Origin of the sequence: Actinocatenispora thailandica (assembly GCF_016865425.1) — a bacterium.
GTDB lineage: Bacteria > Actinomycetota > Actinomycetes > Mycobacteriales > Micromonosporaceae > Actinocatenispora > Actinocatenispora thailandica.
Window position 1 is genome coordinate 5,738,899 of sequence record NZ_AP023355.1, and the last position, 16,278, is coordinate 5,755,176.

At 69.6% G+C, this 16,278-nt stretch carries 15 protein-coding genes; 5 read left to right on the forward strand and 10 right to left on the reverse strand.

The window, feature by feature from the left end:
- Nucleotides 1–53 precede the first annotated feature (53 nt).
- From Athai_RS25590 to Athai_RS25600, 3 genes are all read right to left on the reverse strand, one after another.
- Nucleotides 54–1,121, reverse strand: a complete 1,068-nt coding sequence (locus tag Athai_RS25590; RefSeq protein WP_203966175.1) for a BMP family lipoprotein — start codon at nucleotides 1,119–1,121, stop codon at nucleotides 54–56.
- 182 nt (nucleotides 1,122–1,303) lie between these two features.
- Nucleotides 1,304–1,579, reverse strand: a complete 276-nt coding sequence (locus Athai_RS25595; RefSeq protein WP_203963857.1) for an SCO4848 family membrane protein — start codon at nucleotides 1,577–1,579, stop codon at nucleotides 1,304–1,306.
- A 508-nt stretch (nucleotides 1,580–2,087) separates the two neighbouring features.
- Entirely contained in the window at nucleotides 2,088–3,110 is a 1,023-nt protein-coding gene (locus Athai_RS25600; RefSeq protein WP_203963858.1) for a hypothetical protein, read from the reverse strand.
- A gap of 96 nt (nucleotides 3,111–3,206) precedes the next feature.
- On the opposite strand from Athai_RS25600, the gene Athai_RS25605 reads away from it, so the two are divergent.
- Nucleotides 3,207–3,803: a TetR/AcrR family transcriptional regulator gene (locus Athai_RS25605; RefSeq protein ID WP_203963859.1), complete on the forward strand. Its 597-nt coding sequence runs from the start codon at nucleotides 3,207–3,209 to the stop codon at nucleotides 3,801–3,803.
- Between the two features lie 25 nt (nucleotides 3,804–3,828).
- On the opposite strand, the gene Athai_RS25610 is transcribed toward Athai_RS25605, so the two are convergent.
- From Athai_RS25610 to Athai_RS25630, 5 genes are all read right to left on the reverse strand, one after another.
- Nucleotides 3,829–4,341, reverse strand: coding sequence for a 2'-5' RNA ligase family protein (locus Athai_RS25610; protein WP_203963860.1), 513 nt, complete (start codon nucleotides 4,339–4,341; stop codon nucleotides 3,829–3,831).
- A gap of 169 nt (nucleotides 4,342–4,510) precedes the next feature.
- Nucleotides 4,511–5,524, reverse strand: a complete 1,014-nt coding sequence (gene trpS, locus Athai_RS25615) for a tryptophan--tRNA ligase (RefSeq protein WP_203963861.1) — start codon at nucleotides 5,522–5,524, stop codon at nucleotides 4,511–4,513.
- Nucleotides 5,525–5,656: 132 nt separating this feature from the next.
- A complete protein-coding gene (locus tag Athai_RS25620) occupies nucleotides 5,657–6,565 on the reverse strand; it encodes a carbohydrate ABC transporter permease (RefSeq protein ID WP_203963862.1) in 909 nt (302 codons plus the stop codon).
- Nucleotides 6,562–7,557 carry a carbohydrate ABC transporter permease gene (locus Athai_RS25625; RefSeq protein ID WP_203963863.1) on the reverse strand — a complete coding sequence of 332 codons (996 nt, stop codon included), beginning with the start codon at nucleotides 7,555–7,557 and terminating at the stop codon, nucleotides 6,562–6,564. The genes Athai_RS25620 and Athai_RS25625 overlap by 4 nt, the downstream gene beginning before the upstream one ends.
- Before the next feature lie 93 nt (nucleotides 7,558–7,650).
- Nucleotides 7,651–9,000, reverse strand: a complete 1,350-nt coding sequence (locus Athai_RS25630) for an ABC transporter substrate-binding protein (RefSeq protein WP_203963864.1) — start codon at nucleotides 8,998–9,000, stop codon at nucleotides 7,651–7,653.
- A 432-nt stretch (nucleotides 9,001–9,432) separates the two neighbouring features.
- Between Athai_RS25630 and Athai_RS25635 the strand changes: the two genes are divergently transcribed.
- From Athai_RS25635 to galK, 4 genes are all read left to right on the forward strand, one after another.
- Nucleotides 9,433–10,257, forward strand: a complete 825-nt coding sequence (locus Athai_RS25635) for a DeoR/GlpR family DNA-binding transcription regulator (RefSeq protein ID WP_203963865.1) — start codon at nucleotides 9,433–9,435, stop codon at nucleotides 10,255–10,257.
- Nucleotides 10,254–11,369, forward strand: a complete 1,116-nt coding sequence (gene galT / locus Athai_RS25640; protein ID WP_203963866.1) for a galactose-1-phosphate uridylyltransferase — start codon at nucleotides 10,254–10,256, stop codon at nucleotides 11,367–11,369. The genes Athai_RS25635 and galT overlap by 4 nt, the downstream gene beginning before the upstream one ends.
- Before the next feature lie 4 nt (nucleotides 11,370–11,373).
- On the forward strand, nucleotides 11,374–12,366 hold the full coding sequence (gene galE, locus Athai_RS25645; protein ID WP_203963867.1) for a UDP-glucose 4-epimerase GalE: 993 nt from the start codon (nucleotides 11,374–11,376) through the stop codon (nucleotides 12,364–12,366).
- A gap of 114 nt (nucleotides 12,367–12,480) precedes the next feature.
- The gene (gene galK / locus Athai_RS25650) at nucleotides 12,481–13,614 is read left to right on the forward strand and encodes a galactokinase (protein ID WP_203963868.1); all 1,134 of its coding nucleotides are present in this window, start codon (nucleotides 12,481–12,483) and stop codon (nucleotides 13,612–13,614) included.
- Between the two features lie 329 nt (nucleotides 13,615–13,943).
- On the opposite strand, the gene Athai_RS25655 is transcribed toward galK, so the two are convergent.
- On the reverse strand, nucleotides 13,944–14,753 hold the full coding sequence (locus Athai_RS25655; RefSeq protein ID WP_239157165.1) for a GNAT family N-acetyltransferase: 810 nt from the start codon (nucleotides 14,751–14,753) through the stop codon (nucleotides 13,944–13,946).
- Between the two features lie 161 nt (nucleotides 14,754–14,914).
- Complete coding sequence (locus tag Athai_RS25660; protein ID WP_203963869.1) at nucleotides 14,915–16,129, reverse strand: NADP-dependent isocitrate dehydrogenase; 1,215 nt, start codon at nucleotides 16,127–16,129, stop codon at nucleotides 14,915–14,917.
- Nucleotides 16,130–16,278 lie beyond the last annotated feature (149 nt).

The window sequence follows — 16,278 nt, forward strand, 5'->3', positions numbered from 1 at the left end:
GTGACGCCTCGGCGGCGGTACGGGCATCCCGTACCGCCGCCGAACGGCGCGGGTTACTTGGGCTGCGCCCCGGAAGTGATGGTGATCTTGCCGGACTCGATGTCCGAACCGACCTGGGTGACTTCCTTCTGCAGCGAGGTCGGGACCTTGGACTCCCAGTCGTGGTACGGCGCCAGGCCGACCCCCTGGTTGCTCAGGTCACCGATGTAGCTGCCGGTCAGCGCCTTGCCCTTCTGGGCGCCCTCGACCGCCTTCTGCACCGCCGCGGCGATGCCCTTGGTCACCGAGGTCATGAACGTCGAGCAGTAGTTCTTCGCGCTCACGCAGCCGTCGAAGTCGACGAAGATGGTGGACTGCTTGCCGCCGCTCTTGACCGTCGTCGCCGCCGTACCCAGCGCGGTACCGCCGGCGACCGGCAGGATGATGTCGGCGCCCTGCGAGATGAACGTCTTGGTCAGCGACTGACCCTTGTTCTGGTCGGTGAAGCTCTGGGCGAAAACGCCCTTCTTGGACTTCTCGTCCCAGCCGAGCACCTTGACGTTCTTGTGCTTGGTCTTGTTGTAGTACTGGACGCCCTCCCAGAAGCCGTCCATGTAGATCGTCACCGGCGGGATGTTCAGCCCGCCGTAGGTGGCGACCTTGCCGGTCTTCGTCATCCCCGCCGCGAGGTAGCCCGCCTGGAACGCCGGCTGCGCGGTGTTGAACTGCATCGAGTAGACGTTCGGCAGGTCGACCTGGGCGTCGATGATGGCGAACTTCTGCTTCGGGTTCGCCTTCGCCACCTTGGTCAGCGCGTCCGACATCAGCCCGCCGACGCCGATCACCAGGTCGCACTTGGCGTTGACGAACTTCGTCAGGTTCGGCTCGTAGTCCTGCTCGCTGGAGGACTGGGTGTTCTGGATGTCGACCTTGCTGTCGTCCTTCTTCGCGTCCTGCATGCCCTGCCAGGCCGACGCGTTGAACGAGTGGTCGTCGATGCCACCGGTGTCGGTGACCATGCATGCCTTGTACTGGCCGCTCCCGCTGCCGCCACTGCTGGCACTCTTCTCCGGCGGCTTGCCACACCCGGCGGCCATGGCGAGCGAGAGCCCTCCGACCGCGAGCACCGTGACGAGCCGCACCCCACGCACCCGGCGCAAGACGGTCTCCTTCCGCACCAGCCACCGCTCCGATGCGGTGGCTTTACCGGTGGGCAGCGTAGTCGTAGCACTCCCGTCGTACCGGCGCGGCCTGGCACCCCGGTACCGAGCCGTGACCTGCCCGGACGACAGCACCCCAGAAGGTCAGCTTCGCCCCAGGCAGATCAACGGGTATGTATCTTTCCGGCCCGTTCCGCCGCGCCGGACCGCGCGGCGGCACGAATCGCCAGCCAGCCGCGCACGCCGAGCACCGCGATCGCCGTTCCGAACAGCACGGACGCCGCGATCAGCAGCACGTGTACCCACAGGAAGGCGGTCGGCGAGCCGTGCTGCCAGGCCCGGTCGTCCTGCCAGACGGCGAGCGCGAACCGGGGCCAGATGATCCAGGTCCACACGCCGAAGGCGACGAGCAGGGTGGAGGTCAGTCGGGACAGCTTCACCGGGCCAGTATCGCCGGTCTTCTACCGACCGTCGAAGCCACCCCGGGCCGGCGCGAAAAAGACCTTGGCGACCGGCCCCAGCCGGGCGTACTGTTCGAGCCACGTGGGAAAGGAGGTGGTCCGATACATGTGTGGTAAACGGACTCGCGAGGTGGTTGTCCGCTAGCCGCCGTTCGGACTGCGAGATTGGCCGGAGTGTGCTCGCGGAAAACGCGAGCCGGATCTCTCCGTTTTGCCTCCTGGGGGCGCAGCCCCCAGACCCTGCGCCGGCGGGCTTCGCCCCCGGCACCCCGATAGGGGTCGGGTTGCGGGCGGACGGTGGGCGGCGAATCCCAGGCAACTACCCGACCCATGGGTCCCAGGCTTTGTCCACCTGGGCCTTCCGTCCCGGAAGGAAGCACCCATGGGTCGCTTCATCTCAGGCCGACGGCCCCGAGGCGGTGACCCGCCCGGGGCCGTCGCGCTGTCCACCCCGCGATGATCCTCGTCGGCCCGCGCGGGCCACCGATCAGCCGGTGGCCGGGGCCGCCACCGGCAGCCGGCGACGTGGCCTGGCCCGCCCGACCAGCACCAGGACCAGGCCCAGCACCGCCCAACCGGCCAGCACCGCGAGCGGCGTGCCGGCGCCGGCCGAGTCGAAGTAGACCACCGAGCGAAGCAGGGTGCCGCCGGCGCCGGGCGGCAGGAACTGGCCGAACGTGCCCCACCCGGTCGGCAGCAGTGCCGGCGCCGAGGTCAGCCCGGCCAGCGGGATGCCCAGGACGAACAGCACGGCGACACCGACGCCGGCGCCGGGCGAGCCGAGCACTGCGACCAGTCCGAGCATGCTGCCGGCCACGGCGAGCGCCAGCAGCCCGACGACCGCCGCGTTGAGCAGGTAGCTGCCCGGCACCGCACCCAGCGCGTACTGCCCGATCGCCATCGACGCCAGCCCGGCGAGCGCGGCGAACAGCAGCACCCCGAGCAACCGTAGCCAGCGGGACGCGATCGCCAGCCCGAGCAGGATCCCGGCCAGCATGCTGGTCATCACCAGCGGCAGGATGCCGATCGACAGCAGCACGCCGTTCGGGTCGTCCGGGTCGCTCGGTACCACGTCGGTGACCGCGATGTGCGCGCCGGTGCGCTGTCCCGCGGCCTGCGCGACCTGCCGCAGCAGCAGCGCGACCTGCGGTGCCGCAGCGGACGCGACGTGCAGTTGGACGCCGCCGCGGCTCACCAGGAAGGCCCCGTAGGCGTCCCGGTGCCGCAGCGCGCGGTCGGCTGCTGCGGCGGTCGGCACGGTGTCGATGTCGAACGCGCCGGGCTTGGCCGCGGCGAGCTGGCCGGCGAGCTGGTGCGTGGCGGGGGCCGGGCCGGCGACGACGATCGGCAGGTCGCGTGGCGCACTGTGCAGCGCCGGCCAGGCGAACAGGGTGAGCAGGACCGCCTGCACGGCGACGACGGCCAGCACGATGCCGACCAGCGGGCCGGCGACTCTCCGGCGGGTGGCGCCCGGCGCCTCGGTACCGGATTCGACGGTGCGGATGTCCATGACCGCTCCAAAAAACGAATGGTCGTTCTCCTTTGCTCAGGGTGCGCCCGACGGCTCCCGGTTGTCAAGAACGAACATTCGTTTTACTGTCGGGGCATGCCCCGGGTCTCCGCCGAACACCGCACCGCCCGGCGGCGTCAGATCCTGGACGCCGCCCGCCGCTGCTTCGACCGCAACGGGTTCCACCGCACCTCGATGCAGCACATCCTGACCGAGGCCGGGCTGTCCGCCGGCGCGGTCTACGGCTACTTCCGGAGCAAGGACGAGATCATGACCACCATCGCCGGCGAGACGATCGGCCAGGTCCTCGCCGGCGTCGGTGCGAGCCTCGACGCCGACCCGCCGCCGCCGGTGTCGGAACTGCTCGACACCGTCCTCACCGAGGTCGACCGGCACCTCGGCCCGGACGGCATGCTGCGCCTGGCGGTCCAGGTGTGGGGCGAGTCGATGCACGACGCGGCGATGTCCGAGTTCGTCGCCGCGACCTACGCCCGGCTGCGCGCGCTGTTCGTCGGCTACGCCGAGCGCGCCACGACGGCCGGCGTGCTGCCCGCCGGAACCGACCCGGCGCAGGCCGGGGCCGCGCTGTTCGGCCTGATCCCGGGCTACATCCTGCAGCGAGTGCTGATCGGTGAGCCGGACCGCCGGGACTACCTCGCCGGCGTCCGGGCGCTGCTGCGCGACCGGCGCTGACGCTCCGCCACCCGGCGGCCGGGAGTCAGGCGGTCAGCGCGAAGTCACGGCGGGGCCGCCAGCGGCTGTCGCCGTTGTGCACGAACAGCCGGAACCCGACCACGTCGAACCGCACCTCGAACCCGGCCAGGTCGGTGAAGACCTGGTCCAGCGCCGGCTGCGGCACGTCCTGGGCCACCGTGATGTGCGGGTGGTAGGGGTACTTGATCTCCCGCTCCAGCGGGCCGGACCGCACGTCGGCGGCGAGCCGCTCGCACTCGCTGATGCCGGCCGCGACCGCGACGAACACCACGTCGGTGATCGGCCGGAACGTACCGGTGCCACGCAGCAACAGGCTGAAGCCGGCGTGCCGGGCGGCGACCTGGGCGAGGTGCCGCTCCACCACCGGCTCGGCGTCGTCACCGATCTCGGTCGGCGGCAGCAGGGTCAGATGCGTCGGCACGTACTCGGCCTGGGGGTCACCGGCCTGCGCCCGGCACCGGTTCAGATAGCTGCCCCAGGGCTCGGGAACGTCGATCGCCACCCCGATGACCCGCATCGCGCCTCCAGCAAAAGACCGTGTCACACCACGCCCGACGGCGCCGCGCCGGCGAACGCACCTCCTGCCTCCGAGGTCCCGCGAGGCAGACCCTAACCGGCCGGTACGCCTGTCGTACAGACCGGCCTCGGGTGCGCGCCGACCGGACCGGCGCCGGCCGCCCGCCCGACTACCTGGCCGCGGGCAGGAACCCGACCCGGTCGTACACCTGACGCAGGGTGGCGTCGGCCAGCGCCCGGGCCTTCTCCGCGCCGACCGCGAGGATCTTGTCCAGCCCGGCGGGATCGTCCAGGTAGGCCTGGGTGCGCTCCCGGATCGGGGCGGTGAAATCGGCCACCACCTGACCGAGGTCCTTCTTCAGGTCGCCGTAACCGTGCCCCTCGTACCGCTGCTCCAGTTCGGCGACGCTCTCCCCGGCCAGCGCCGAGTAGATCGACAGCAGGTTCGAGATGCCCGGCTTGTGCTCCGGGTCGTACACGATCTCGCGGCCGGTGTCGGTGACCGCGCTGCGGATCCGCTTCGCCGACCGGTTCGGCTCGTCCAGCAGCTCGACGATCCCGTTCGGGGTGGACGACGACTTGGACATCTTGCTGGTCGGGTCCTGCAGGTCGGTGATCTTGGCGGTGTCGGTCGGGATGTACGCCTCCGGCACCACGAACGTCTTCCCGAAGTCCCGGTTGAACCGCTGCGCGAGATCGCGGGACAGCTCCAGGTGCTGCCGCTGGTCCTCGCCCACCGGCACCGCGGCCGCCCGGTACAGCAGGATGTCGGCGGCCATCAGCACCGGGTAGGTGAACAGGCCGACGCTGGCCCGCTCCGCGCCCTGCCGGGCGGCCTTGTCCTTGAACTGGGTCATCCGGCTGGCCTCGCCGAACCCGGTGATGCAGCCGAGCACCCAGGCCAGCTCGGCGTGCGCCGGCACGTGGCTCTGCACGAACAGGGTGGAACGCTCCGGGTCGATGCCGATCGCGAGCAGCTGCGCGGCCGCCACCCGGGTGCGCTGGCGCAGCACCTTGGGCTCGTGCCCGGCGGTGATCGCGTGCAGGTCGACCACGCAGTACAGGCAGTCGTGGGTGTCCTGCATCCGCACCCAGCTGCGCAGCGCGCCGAGGTAGTTGCCGAGGTGGAACGAGTCGGCGGTGGGCTGGATACCGGAGAACACGCGCGGTCGGGCATCGGGCATGCCGCAATTGTGTCAGCAGCCCGACAGCCCGCCACCACCCGTCCCGCACCCGCCGGAAAAGTCGATCATGGCGTTATCTGGCCGGTAAGCGCTTACCGACGGAGATAACGCCATGATCGACAGGGGGTCGGGTCAGCCCTTGGTGGAGCCGAGGGTGAGGCCGGAGATGAACTGGCGCTGCAGCAGCATGTAGACGACCAGGGTCGGGATCGCGACGATCATCGCGGCCGCCGCGATCAGGTTCTGGTTCGAGACGAACTGGCCCTGCAGGTTCGCCAGCGCCGAGGTCACCGGCCGCCGGCTGCCCGTCTCGATCAGCGTGATCGCCCAGAAGAAGTCGTTGTAGATCCAGGTGGTCAGCAGCGTCGCCAGCGCGGCCAGTGCCGGCCGCACCAGCGGCAGCGTCAACTTCCAGTACCGGGTCCACAGCGAGGCGCCGTCCACCACGGACGCCTCGTACATCTCGTCCGGGATGGTGCGCATGAAGTTGCTCAGCACGAACACGCAGAACCCCAGCTGGAACGCCACGTTGATGGCGACCAGCCCGGCGATCGAGTTGTACATCAGGCCGCTCTCGGCCAGGAAGTGCGGCAGCGGAATCATCAGGTAGAGCCGGTACAGCGGGGTGATGATGACCTGCTGCGGCAGCAGGTTGCCGGCGGTGAACAGGATCAGCAATGCGACGTTGATCTTGATGTTGACCCGGGTCAGCACGAACGCCACCAGCGACGCCAGGAACAGCGTGATGAGCACCGCCGGCAGCGTGATCAGCACCGAGTTGAGGAAGAAGTGGAACATGTCCGACTGCTGCCAGGCGTTCACGTAGTTCGAGAACGTCAGCTTGTGCGGCAGCGAGACGTACCCCAGCTTCGAGGTCTCCGCGTAGGGCCGGAGCGAGACGTACAGCGCGAACAGGATCGGCACCAGCCACAGCACCGTCGCACCGATCATCAGCACGTACGACAGGATCCGGCCGATCGGGAACCGCTTCCCGGCCTTCTGCCGCGACACCGGGCCCACGTCGGCAGTGGCCGCGCTCATCGGCCTTCCTTCCGCTTGAAGTTCTGGTACAGGAAGATCGAGATCGGGATCAGCGAGATCACCAGCAACACGACTCCGAGCGCGGAGCCGAAGCCGACCTGCGACGTCTCGCCGACGATGTTGTTGGTGACCAGCACCGACAGCAGTTCCAGGCCGTTCGAGCCCTTGTTGACGATGTACACCAGGTCGAACGCGCGCAGCGACTCGATCACCGTGACCACGATGATGACGATGTTGATCGGCCGCAGCGTCGGGAAGATGACCCGCCAGAACGTCTGCCACGCGTTCGCCCCGTCGACCTGCGCGGCTTCGCGCAACGCCGGGTCGGCGGCCTTCAACCCGGCCAGGTAGAGCACCATCACGTACCCGGCCTGTCGCCAGGTGGCGGCCACCAGCACCGCCCACAGGTTGAGGTGCGGGTTGCCGAGCCAGTCGATCAGGTTGTCGTTCTGGTTGTGCCCGATGATCGTGTTGATCAGGCCGTAGTTCGGCGAGTAGACGAACTCCCAGATGATCCCGATCAGCGCGAGCGAGAGCATCACCGGCAGGAACAGCACGCTCTGGTAGATCCGGCTGCCCTTGATGCCGCGGTCGATGACCACCGCGAACAGCATCCCGAGCGGGGTGGCGATCACGATGAACACCAGCAGCCACAGCACGTTGTGCTCGACCGCCGGCCAGAACGGCGGGTAGTTCGTCGCGGCCCGGTGGTAGTTGTCGACGCCGGTGAAGCAGCCGTTGTCCTGGATCAGGCCGCCGGACGGCCGGCACGCCCGCGGGTGCAGCCCGCCGACGCCGGACCACCGGAAGAACGACAGCACCACCGAGGCGATCGCCGGGCCCCAGACGAACGCGAGGTCGACCACGATCGGCACCGCGAGCATGCCGAGGACGACCAGGATCTCCTTCTTGGTCAACCGGCCGAGCCGGCGGCGACGGCGCTTCGGCGCCTGCGTCACCGCCGGCGACGCGTCGTTCACCGTCGAAGCCATCCGTTCGGACTCCAATCTGCGTCTGCCACCGGCGCACCCGGCCGGCGTGCAGGCCGCCGGTACGTCGTCCACGACGTACCGGCGGCGGCGAACTCAGCTGTGGAAGATCGACTTGGCCTGCTTGGCCAGGCTCTGCTGGATCGTCGAGATCGTGCCGGCGGTCGGGTCACCGATGAACTTCTGGATCGCCTGCTCCAGCGCGGTGGCCATGGCCGGGTCGGTGTCCCGGTCGCCGAACTGCGCGACCGCCTTCTGCTGCGCGATCATCGTCGCCGACTTCTTCTGGATGTCGTTGTAGGTCGGCGCGACCAGGTCGGTGGCCAGACCGACGTCCCACTGGTCGTACTTGAGGTACGCGATCTCGGCTTGCTTGGTGCCGATGTACTCCAGCACCTTCTTCGCGCCGGCGGTGTTCTTCGCCTTCTTCGGCATGATGAAGCCGTCCGCCGGGGCGTCCATGTAGTCCTGGCCGTACGACGGGTTGATCGCCGGGTAGGCGAAGAAGTCCAGGTCCTTGATGTCCTTCTTGTCGGTCACGTACTGCGCCGCGACCTGGTTGGTGCCCTGGAACATCATGCCGGCCTTCTTGGCCTCCAGCGTCTTCGCCGCGTCCTGCCAGATCCGGCCGTTCGCGCCGGACTGCAGGTACGGCATCAGCTCACGCCACTGGTCGAAGACCTTGGTGACTTCGGAGTCGGTGTACGCGGCCTTGTTCTGCATGAGCTTCATGTGGTAGTCGTACCCGTTGATCCGCATGTTCAGGATGTCGAACATGCCCAGGGCCGGCCACAGGTCCTTGTCCGCGAAGGCGAGCGGGATGATCTTGTCCTTCTTCATCTGCTTGCACAGCGCGATGAAGGAGTCCCAGTCCTTCGGGACGTCGTAGCCCTTGTCGGCGAAGGTGCTCTTGTTGTAGTGCACCACCCACGGGTAGTTGTAGATCGGCACCAGGTAGTAGTGCCCGTCCACGCCCTTCGACAGGTTCTTGGCCACGTCGGGGAAGTTGCCGCCGATCTTGTCCCACACGTCGTCCAGCGGGTCGAGCAGCCCCTGGTTCGCGAAGTACTGCATGCGGTAGCCGGCGAACCAGGTGGCCAGGTCGTCGGGCGTGCCCTGCAGGTAGGACGTGATGTTGTTCTGGAACGTGTTGTGGTCCGTGGTGTTGATCTTGGTGGTGACCCCGGTCTTGGCCTTGGCCGCCGAGATCAGCGACGCGAACGCCTGCTTCGGCGCGGGGTCGGAGTAGTTGGAGCCGAAGGTGATCTTCGAGCTGCTGCCGCCACCCTTCGTGGTCCCGCCGGAACCGCTGTCGCCGCTGCACGCCGCGGCCAGGGCGGGCACCGCCAGCGCGCCCGCGCCGATGCCGGCCGCACGCAGCAGGCCGCGTCGAGAGACGGCAGGACCCGCGGCACCAGGACCGCTTCCGGTCGATGACTGCGCCATGGGAAACCCCCTACAGGAAAGAACGAGGAATCAAACGCGACCCTTCAAAAGTCCCCACATTCCACCGCCCGGGTGAAGACCTGTCAAGTCCCTCGCCGCGCTCGTGGCCCGATCGATGCCAAACCCGCGTGGTCGGCCGATACTCGCTGCCCACACGGTAGTCACGGATCGGCCATCCGGTGGCAACGCACGGGAAACAGGCCGACGGTACGAAGGCGACCCGACCGATCGGCGGGTGGCGGAGGTGTGCAACACTCTCGTTCGAACGTGTTGACTCTTGGTCGATCTGGCATAAGAGTTGATAACGGCGACGACGGACTCCGTCGGCCGGGGACCACGCCGCCGACCCGGCGGGACACCCGTCAGCCGAGCCGAACACGTCCGCACGTTCGGCCCGGTGCATCGCAGTCGGCGCACCCAGGAGGCTCCCAGATGCTCGCACAGCAACGGCAGTCCGCGATCCTGGACCTGGTCCGCCGGCACGGTGGCGTCCGGGTCTCCGACCTGGTGCGCGAGTTCAACGTCTCGGACATGACGATCCGCAGAGACCTGGAATCGCTCGCCCAGCGCGGGCTGCTGGCCAAGGTGCACGGCGGCGCCACCACGCTCGCCCCCGGCTCCACCGACGAACCCGGGTTCGCCGCCAAGTCGATGCGCCAGCAGGCCGAGAAGGAGGCCATCGCGCGGCGGGCCGCCGAACTGGTCTCCCCCGGTACCGCGATCGCGATGTCCGCCGGCACCACCACCTGGACACTCGCGCACCAGCTGCTCGACGTACCGGCGCTGACCGTGGTGACCAACTCGGTGCCGGTGGCCGAGGTGTTCTACCACAACGGCCGCGCCGACCAGACCGTCGTGCTCACCGGCGGCATCCGTACCCCGTCCGACGCGCTGGTCGGCCCGTTCGCCGAGACCGCGATCCGGTCGCTCAACCTCGACCAGCTGTTCCTCGGGGTACACGGCATCAACGAGCGGTCCGGCTTCACCACGCCGAACCTGATGGAAGCGGAGACCGACCGGGCACTGGTGGCCGCCGCCCGCCGGCTGGTCGTGCTGGCCGACCACACCAAGTGGGAGACGGTCGGCATCTCCACCATCGCCCGGCTCGACGAGGCCGACGCGCTCGTCACCGACGACGGCCTGCCCGACGATGCCCAGCAGATCCTGGGCGGGCTGGTCGGCGACCTGCTCGTGGCGCCGGCCGGCGCCACGCCCGATACCGACACCGATGTGGATGCTGGACAGGCGAGTCGATGAAACGCACCCCGATCCTGCTGGCCGACGGCCGCGAGCTCATCTACTTCGACGAGCGCGACGACGCCGACCGCAGCATGCCGGACCGCCGCGATCTGCCGGAGCCACCGCCCGCCTCCGAGCTGCGGTACGACCCGGTGCTCGACGAGTGGGTCGCGGTCGCCGCGCACCGGCAGAACCGCACCTTCCTGCCGCCGTCGGACCAGTGCCCGCTGTGCCCGTCGACGCCGGAACGCTCCACCGAGATCCCGGCGTACGACTACGACGTGGTGGTGTTCGAGAACCGCTTCCCGTCGTTCAGTCACCGCATCGGCGACGGCGCCGCGGGCCCGCTCGGCACCGGTGCCCCGCCGGCCGTGCCCGGCACCGAGGGCCTGGTACCGGCCGTGCCCGGTCGGGGCCGCTGCGAGCTGGTGGGGTTCACCGCCGACCACGACTCGTCGTTCGCGCGGCTGACCCCGCAGCGGGTGCGTACCGTCGTGGAAGCCTGGGCCGACCGGACCACCGAGCTGTCCGCGCTGCCCGGCATCGCGCAGGTGTTCTGCTTCGAGAACCGGGGCGAGGAGATCGGCGTCACCCTGCACCACCCGCACGGCCAGATCTACGGCTACCCGTACGTGACGCCGCAGACCGCGACCGCCCTGGACTCGGCCCGGCGGTACGGGCACCGGACCGGCGGCCGGGGCCTGTTCGCCGACCTGCTCGCCGCCGAGCGCGCGGACGGCTCCCGGGTGGTGGCCAGCAACGAGTACTGGACGGCGTTCGTGCCGGCCGCCGCTCGCTGGCCGTTCGAGGTGCACCTCTACCCGCACCGCCAGCTGCCCGACATCCCCGCCCTGTCCGATGCGGAACGGGACGCCTTCGGACCACTCTACCTGGACGTACTGGGACGTTTCGACGCGCTGTTCGACCTGCCGATGCCGTACGTGTCGGCCTGGCACCAGGCCCCGGTACACGCCGACCGGCACCTCGCCTACCTGCACCTTCAGCTGTTCTCCATCCGCCGCGCGCCGGGCAAGCTCAAGTACCTGGCAGGATCGGAGTCGGCGATGGGGGCATTCGTCAACGACATCCGCCCGGAACGGGCGGCGCAGATGTTGAGGGAGTCGAGGTAGAACAGTGAAGCTTCTCGTCACCGGCGGCGCCGGGTACATCGGCAGCATCGTCACCCGCCAGCTGCTCGCGGCCGGTCACCAGGTGGAGATCCTGGACGACCTGTCGAAGGGCTTCCGGGACAACGTGCCCGACGGGGTGCCGTTCCACCAGCTGTCGATCCACGACGTCGCGCAGGTGCTGACCCCGGACGCCGGGTTCGACGGGGTGCTGCACTTCGCCGCGAAGATCGCCGTCGAGGAGTCGGTGTCCAACCCGGGGCTGTACTGGGACACGAACGTGCGCGGCACGCTCGACCTGCTGGACGCGGTGCGCGCCGCGGGCACCCCGCGGCTGATCTTCTCCTCCACCGGTACGGTGCACGGCAACGTGTCCGGCGACGACCCGTCCGCGAAGATCACCGAGGACGCGCCGGTCGCGCCAACGAATCCGTACTCGTCCAGCAAGCTGATGATCGACCTGATGCTGGCCGGCGAGTGCGGCGGCTCGAACCTCGGCGCGGTGAGCCTGCGGTACTTCAACGCGGCCGGCGCGTCACTGTCCGACGCCGGGCACCTCGGCGAGCGGCACGAACCGGAGACCCACCTGATCCCGATCGCGCTGCAGGCCGCGGCCGGCGACCGGGGCGAGTTCTTCCTGTTCGGCGACGACTACGACACGCCGGACGGCACCTGCATCCGCGACTACATCCACGTCGAGGACCTGGCCACCGCGCACCTGCTGGCGCTGGACAACACCGAGCCGGGGCAGCACAAGATCTTCAACCTGGGCAACGGCAACGGGTACAGCAACAAGCAGGTGATCGACGTGGTCCGGGAGGTGACCGGGGCGAAGCTGCCGGTGACCCTCGCGCCGCGCCGGGACGGCGACGCGGTGGTCGTCGTCGCCTCCTCGGAGAAGGCCCGCCGGGAGCTCGGCTGGGTGCCGACGAAGCCGCGGCTGTCCGACATCATCGCCGACGCCTGGACCTTCTACCAGTACGACAAGGGCCGGTCGTGACGCGCCAGCCGGTGCCGGGCCGTCCGGGGGTGCGCCCGTGAGCGAGCGTCAGCGAGCGAACCGTCGGCATCGTCCGCCGTGTCTCGTGGGTGTTCCGACGAAGGAGGAACGCTCATGAGTTCCTTCGCCGAGGTGTTCGGCGGGGAGCCGGACGGCGTATGGTACGCGCCCGGTCGGGTCAACCTGATCGGCGAGCACACCGACTACAACGACGGGTTCGTGCTGCCGTTCGCCCTGGCGCAGCGCACCACCGTCACCGCCCGGCGGTCAGCTGGTCCACAGTGGACTGTCCATTCGACGCTGACCAAGGAGACCGTCCAGATCGACGAGGCCGCGGCGGCCACCCCGGGCGCGCTGGCCGGCTGGTCGGCGTACGTCGCCGGGGTGGTCTGGGCGATGCACGAGGCCGGGCACCGGGTCGCCGGCGCCGAGCTGTTCATCGACTCCGACGTGCCGCTCGGTGCCGGGCTGTCCTCCTCGCACGCGCTGGAGTGCGCGGTGCTCGGCGCGCTCACTGATCTGTCCGATGTGGACATACCGGTGACCGCCCGGCCGCGGCTGGTGCAACGCTCGGAGAACGGTTACGTCGGCGCGCCCACCGGCATCCTGGACCAGTCCGCATCGATCCTGTGCCAGGCCGGGCACGCGCTGTTCCTCGACTGCCGGGACCTGTCCAACGAGCAGGTACCGTTCGACCTCGCCGCCGCGGGCCTGGCCCTGCTGGTCATCGACACCCGGGCGCCCCACCAGCACACCGACGGCGAGTACGCCAAGCGCCGGTCGGCGTGCGAGGCGGCCGCGCGGGTCCTCGGCGTCCCGGCGCTGCGCGACGTCTCCGGCGAACACCTCGACGCCGCGCTCGCCGCCCTGCCGGACGACGAGTCGCGTCGCCGGGTCCGGCACGTCGTCACCGAGAACCAGCGGGTACTGGACACCGTGTCGCTGCTGCGGGCCGGACAGCTGCGAGCGATCGGCCCGCTGCTGTCCGCGTCGCACACCTCGATGCGGGACGACTACGAGATCACCGTGCCGCCGGTCGACACCGCGGTCGCCGCCGCGCTGTCCGCCGGGGCGTACGGGGCGCGGATGACCGGCGGCGGCTTCGGCGGCTGCGTGCTGGCACTCACCGATGCCGGCGCGGTCGACGAGGTGCAGCAGGCGGTCCGGAACGCCTTCGCCAGCAACGGTTTCACCGAACCGGCGACGTTCCTCGCGGTGCCCTCGCAGGGCGCCGGCCGGCTCGCCTGAGCGACCGGCTCCGGCCGCCCGGCCCTGGCCCTGGCCCCGGCCCCGGCCCCGGCCCCGGCCCCGGCCCCGGAGCGTGGGCATGACCACGCCCCTTTGCTCTGGACACTCATGTGCACCACCGGTGGTGCACATGAGTGTCCAGAGCAAAGGGCGGTCACAACGGGCCGGCCCCGCCGAGGAACGCCGGCCAGGCAGAAAGCCGCCGGCCAGGCAGAAAGCCGCCGGCCACACCACAGCGCCGCCACGCCGAAAGTTGGCGGCCACACCACAGCGCCGCCACTCCGATAGGCTGCGGCCACGCGAAGACGCCGCTACGCCGACGGTGCAGGCTACTCGGACGGGCGCCAGATGTACGGAACGGTGACGGCGACCGGGCGCAGGCCGAGCCGGGTCAGGATCGGTCGGCTGTCCGGCGACGCGTCGACCTGCAGGTAGCGGTAACCGCGCTCGGCGGCGAGCCGCGCCCGGTGCGCCACCAGCGCCCGGTAGATGCCCTTGCCGCGCCACTGTGGCAACGTCGATCCACCCCACAGCGAGGCGAACTCGGTACCGGTGTGGAACACCACCCAGGATGCGCAGACGACCTCGTCACCGGCCTCGGCGAGAACCACGACGGCCGGATCACCGTCCTCGGGATCCATGAACCGGGTCAGCGCGTCCGGTAGCCAGGAGTGGTCGAACCCCCAGACCTTCTCCTCCATCGCGCGGATCCGCTCCAGGTCGGCGCGACCGGTAACCGCCCGGACCACCACCCCGTCCGCTACCGTGGCCGGCACGGCGAGCGGCGCCACCGGCCCGATGTGGATGGTCTCGTCCTCTTCCGGGGTGAAACCCTTGGCGCGCAACCGATCGGTCAGATCGTCCGGCTCGTCGTAGTGGTGCCACTTCCATTCGAACGACTGGCCGAGCGCCGCGAAGTGCCGCACCTGGTCGTCGATCAGCGCGTCCAGCTCGGCACCGCGCAGCCCGCCGAGATCGCGGTACAGCACGAAGCCGGCGCCTTCCAGCGCGGTCTTCCGCACGAGCGGACCGACCCGCTCGATCTGGCCGCCGTTGCCGCTGCCCGCCCGGCCGCGCAGTTGGTCGTCGTACGCCCCGCGGTACGCCAGGGCCTGGGCTGAGCTGTCCAGTTCGATCACGCCGGCAGTGCAGCACGCTGTCGGTTGTCCCGCAACCGGTTTCACCCACCTGGCGGAGGCAACAGCCGGCCGGCACGCCGACGGCCCGGACCGTGATCGGTCCGGGCCGTCGAACGGGTCGGTCGACCGGCAGGCGCAAAGGTTGCTTCGCCGGCGCCCAGTCAGGCGCGCTTCGCGGCGAGCCGGTCGGCGATCGAGGACATGAACTCGTCGGTGGACTGCCACGGGGCGTCCTTGCCGATGAGCAGCGCCAGGTCCTTGGTCATCTGGCCGGCCTCGACGGTCTCCACGCAGGCCGCCTCGACCTGGTGGGCGAACTCGGCCAGCTCCGGGGTGTTGTCCAGCTTGCCACGGTGCTCCAGGCCCCGGCTCCAGGCGAAGATCGACGCGACCGGGTTGGTCGAGGTCTTCTCGCCCTGCTGGTAGCGCCGGTAGTGCCGGGTCACGGTGCCGTGCGCGGCCTCGGCCTCGACCGTACGGCCGTCCGGGGTCATCAGCACCGAGGTCATCAGGCCGAGCGAGCCGAAGCCCTGCGCGACGACGTCGGACTGCACGTCGCCGTCGTAGTTCTTGCAGGCCCACACGTAGCCGCCGTCGCCCTTGATGGCCTGCGCCACCATGTCGTCGATCAGCCGGTGCTCGTACCAGATGCCGGCGGCGTCGAAGTCGGCCTTGAACTCCGCCTCGAAGATCTCCGCGAAGATGTCCTTGAACCGGCCGTCGTACGCCTTCAGGATGGTGTTCTTCGTCGACAGGTAGACCGGGTACTTGCGCTCCAGCCCGTACCGGAGCGACGCGCGGGCGAAGTCCCGGATCGAGTCGTCGAAGTTGTACATGCCGACCGCGACGCCGCCGCCGTTGAAGTCGGCGACGTTGAACTCCATCGGCGCACCCTCGCCGGACGGCGTGTAGGTGATCGTCACCTTGCCCGGCCCCGGCACCACGAAGTCACTCGCCTTGTACTGGTCGCCGTGCGCGTGCCGGCCGATCACGATCGGCTTGGTCCAACCCGGCACGTACCGCGGGATGTTGGACATCACGATCGGCTCGCGGAAGATCACGCCGCCGAGGATGTTGCGGATGGTGCCGTTGGGCGAGCGCCACATCTTCTTCAGGCCGAACTCCTCGACCCGCGCCTCGTCCGGGGTGATCGTCGCGCACTTGACGCCGACGCCGTGCTTCTTGATCGCGTTCGCCGCGTCGATCGTGACCTGGTCGTCGGTCGCGTCGCGGTGCTCGATGCCCAGGTCGTAGTACTCAAGATCGACATCGAGATACGGCAGGATCAGCTGGTCCTTGATCTGCTTCCAGATGATCCGGGTCATCTCGTCGCCGTCGAGCTCGACGACCGGGTTGGCTACCTTGATCTTGGCCATCGGCCGGGCTCTCCTCTCACGGTCATTAACAGTACGAGCGTACTGGACAGCACCGGCCCCGTACACCCTGGGGCCGCGCCGATCCGCCCGCCGCCGGGCGGGACCCGTTCCCTCACCGCCGCGGCCAACCAGACGAAACCGGCCGAACC

Bases quoted from the DNA above. Each gene is read 5' to 3' on its own strand.
- galT (WP_203963866.1), top strand. From the start codon at position 10,254: ATGAAACGCACCCCGATCCTGCTGGCCGACGGCCGCGAGCTCATCTAC.
- Athai_RS25635 (WP_203963865.1), top strand. From the start codon at position 9,433: ATGCTCGCACAGCAACGGCAGTCCGCGATCCTGGACCTGGTCCGCCGG.
- Athai_RS25620 (WP_203963862.1), bottom strand. From the start codon at position 6,565: ATGAGCGCGGCCACTGCCGACGTGGGCCCGGTGTCGCGGCAGAAGGCC.
- trpS (WP_203963861.1), bottom strand. From the start codon at position 5,524: ATGCCCGATGCCCGACCGCGCGTGTTCTCCGGTATCCAGCCCACCGCC.
- Athai_RS25610 (WP_203963860.1), bottom strand. From the start codon at position 4,341: ATGCGGGTCATCGGGGTGGCGATCGACGTTCCCGAGCCCTGGGGCAGC.
- galK (WP_203963868.1), top strand. From the start codon at position 12,481: ATGAGTTCCTTCGCCGAGGTGTTCGGCGGGGAGCCGGACGGCGTATGG.
- Athai_RS25660 (WP_203963869.1), bottom strand. From the start codon at position 16,129: ATGGCCAAGATCAAGGTAGCCAACCCGGTCGTCGAGCTCGACGGCGAC.
- Athai_RS25605 (WP_203963859.1), top strand. From the start codon at position 3,207: ATGCCCCGGGTCTCCGCCGAACACCGCACCGCCCGGCGGCGTCAGATC.
- Athai_RS25630 (WP_203963864.1), bottom strand. From the start codon at position 9,000: ATGGCGCAGTCATCGACCGGAAGCGGTCCTGGTGCCGCGGGTCCTGCC.
- Athai_RS25625 (WP_203963863.1), bottom strand. From the start codon at position 7,557: ATGGCTTCGACGGTGAACGACGCGTCGCCGGCGGTGACGCAGGCGCCG.
- Athai_RS25600 (WP_203963858.1), bottom strand. From the start codon at position 3,110: ATGGACATCCGCACCGTCGAATCCGGTACCGAGGCGCCGGGCGCCACC.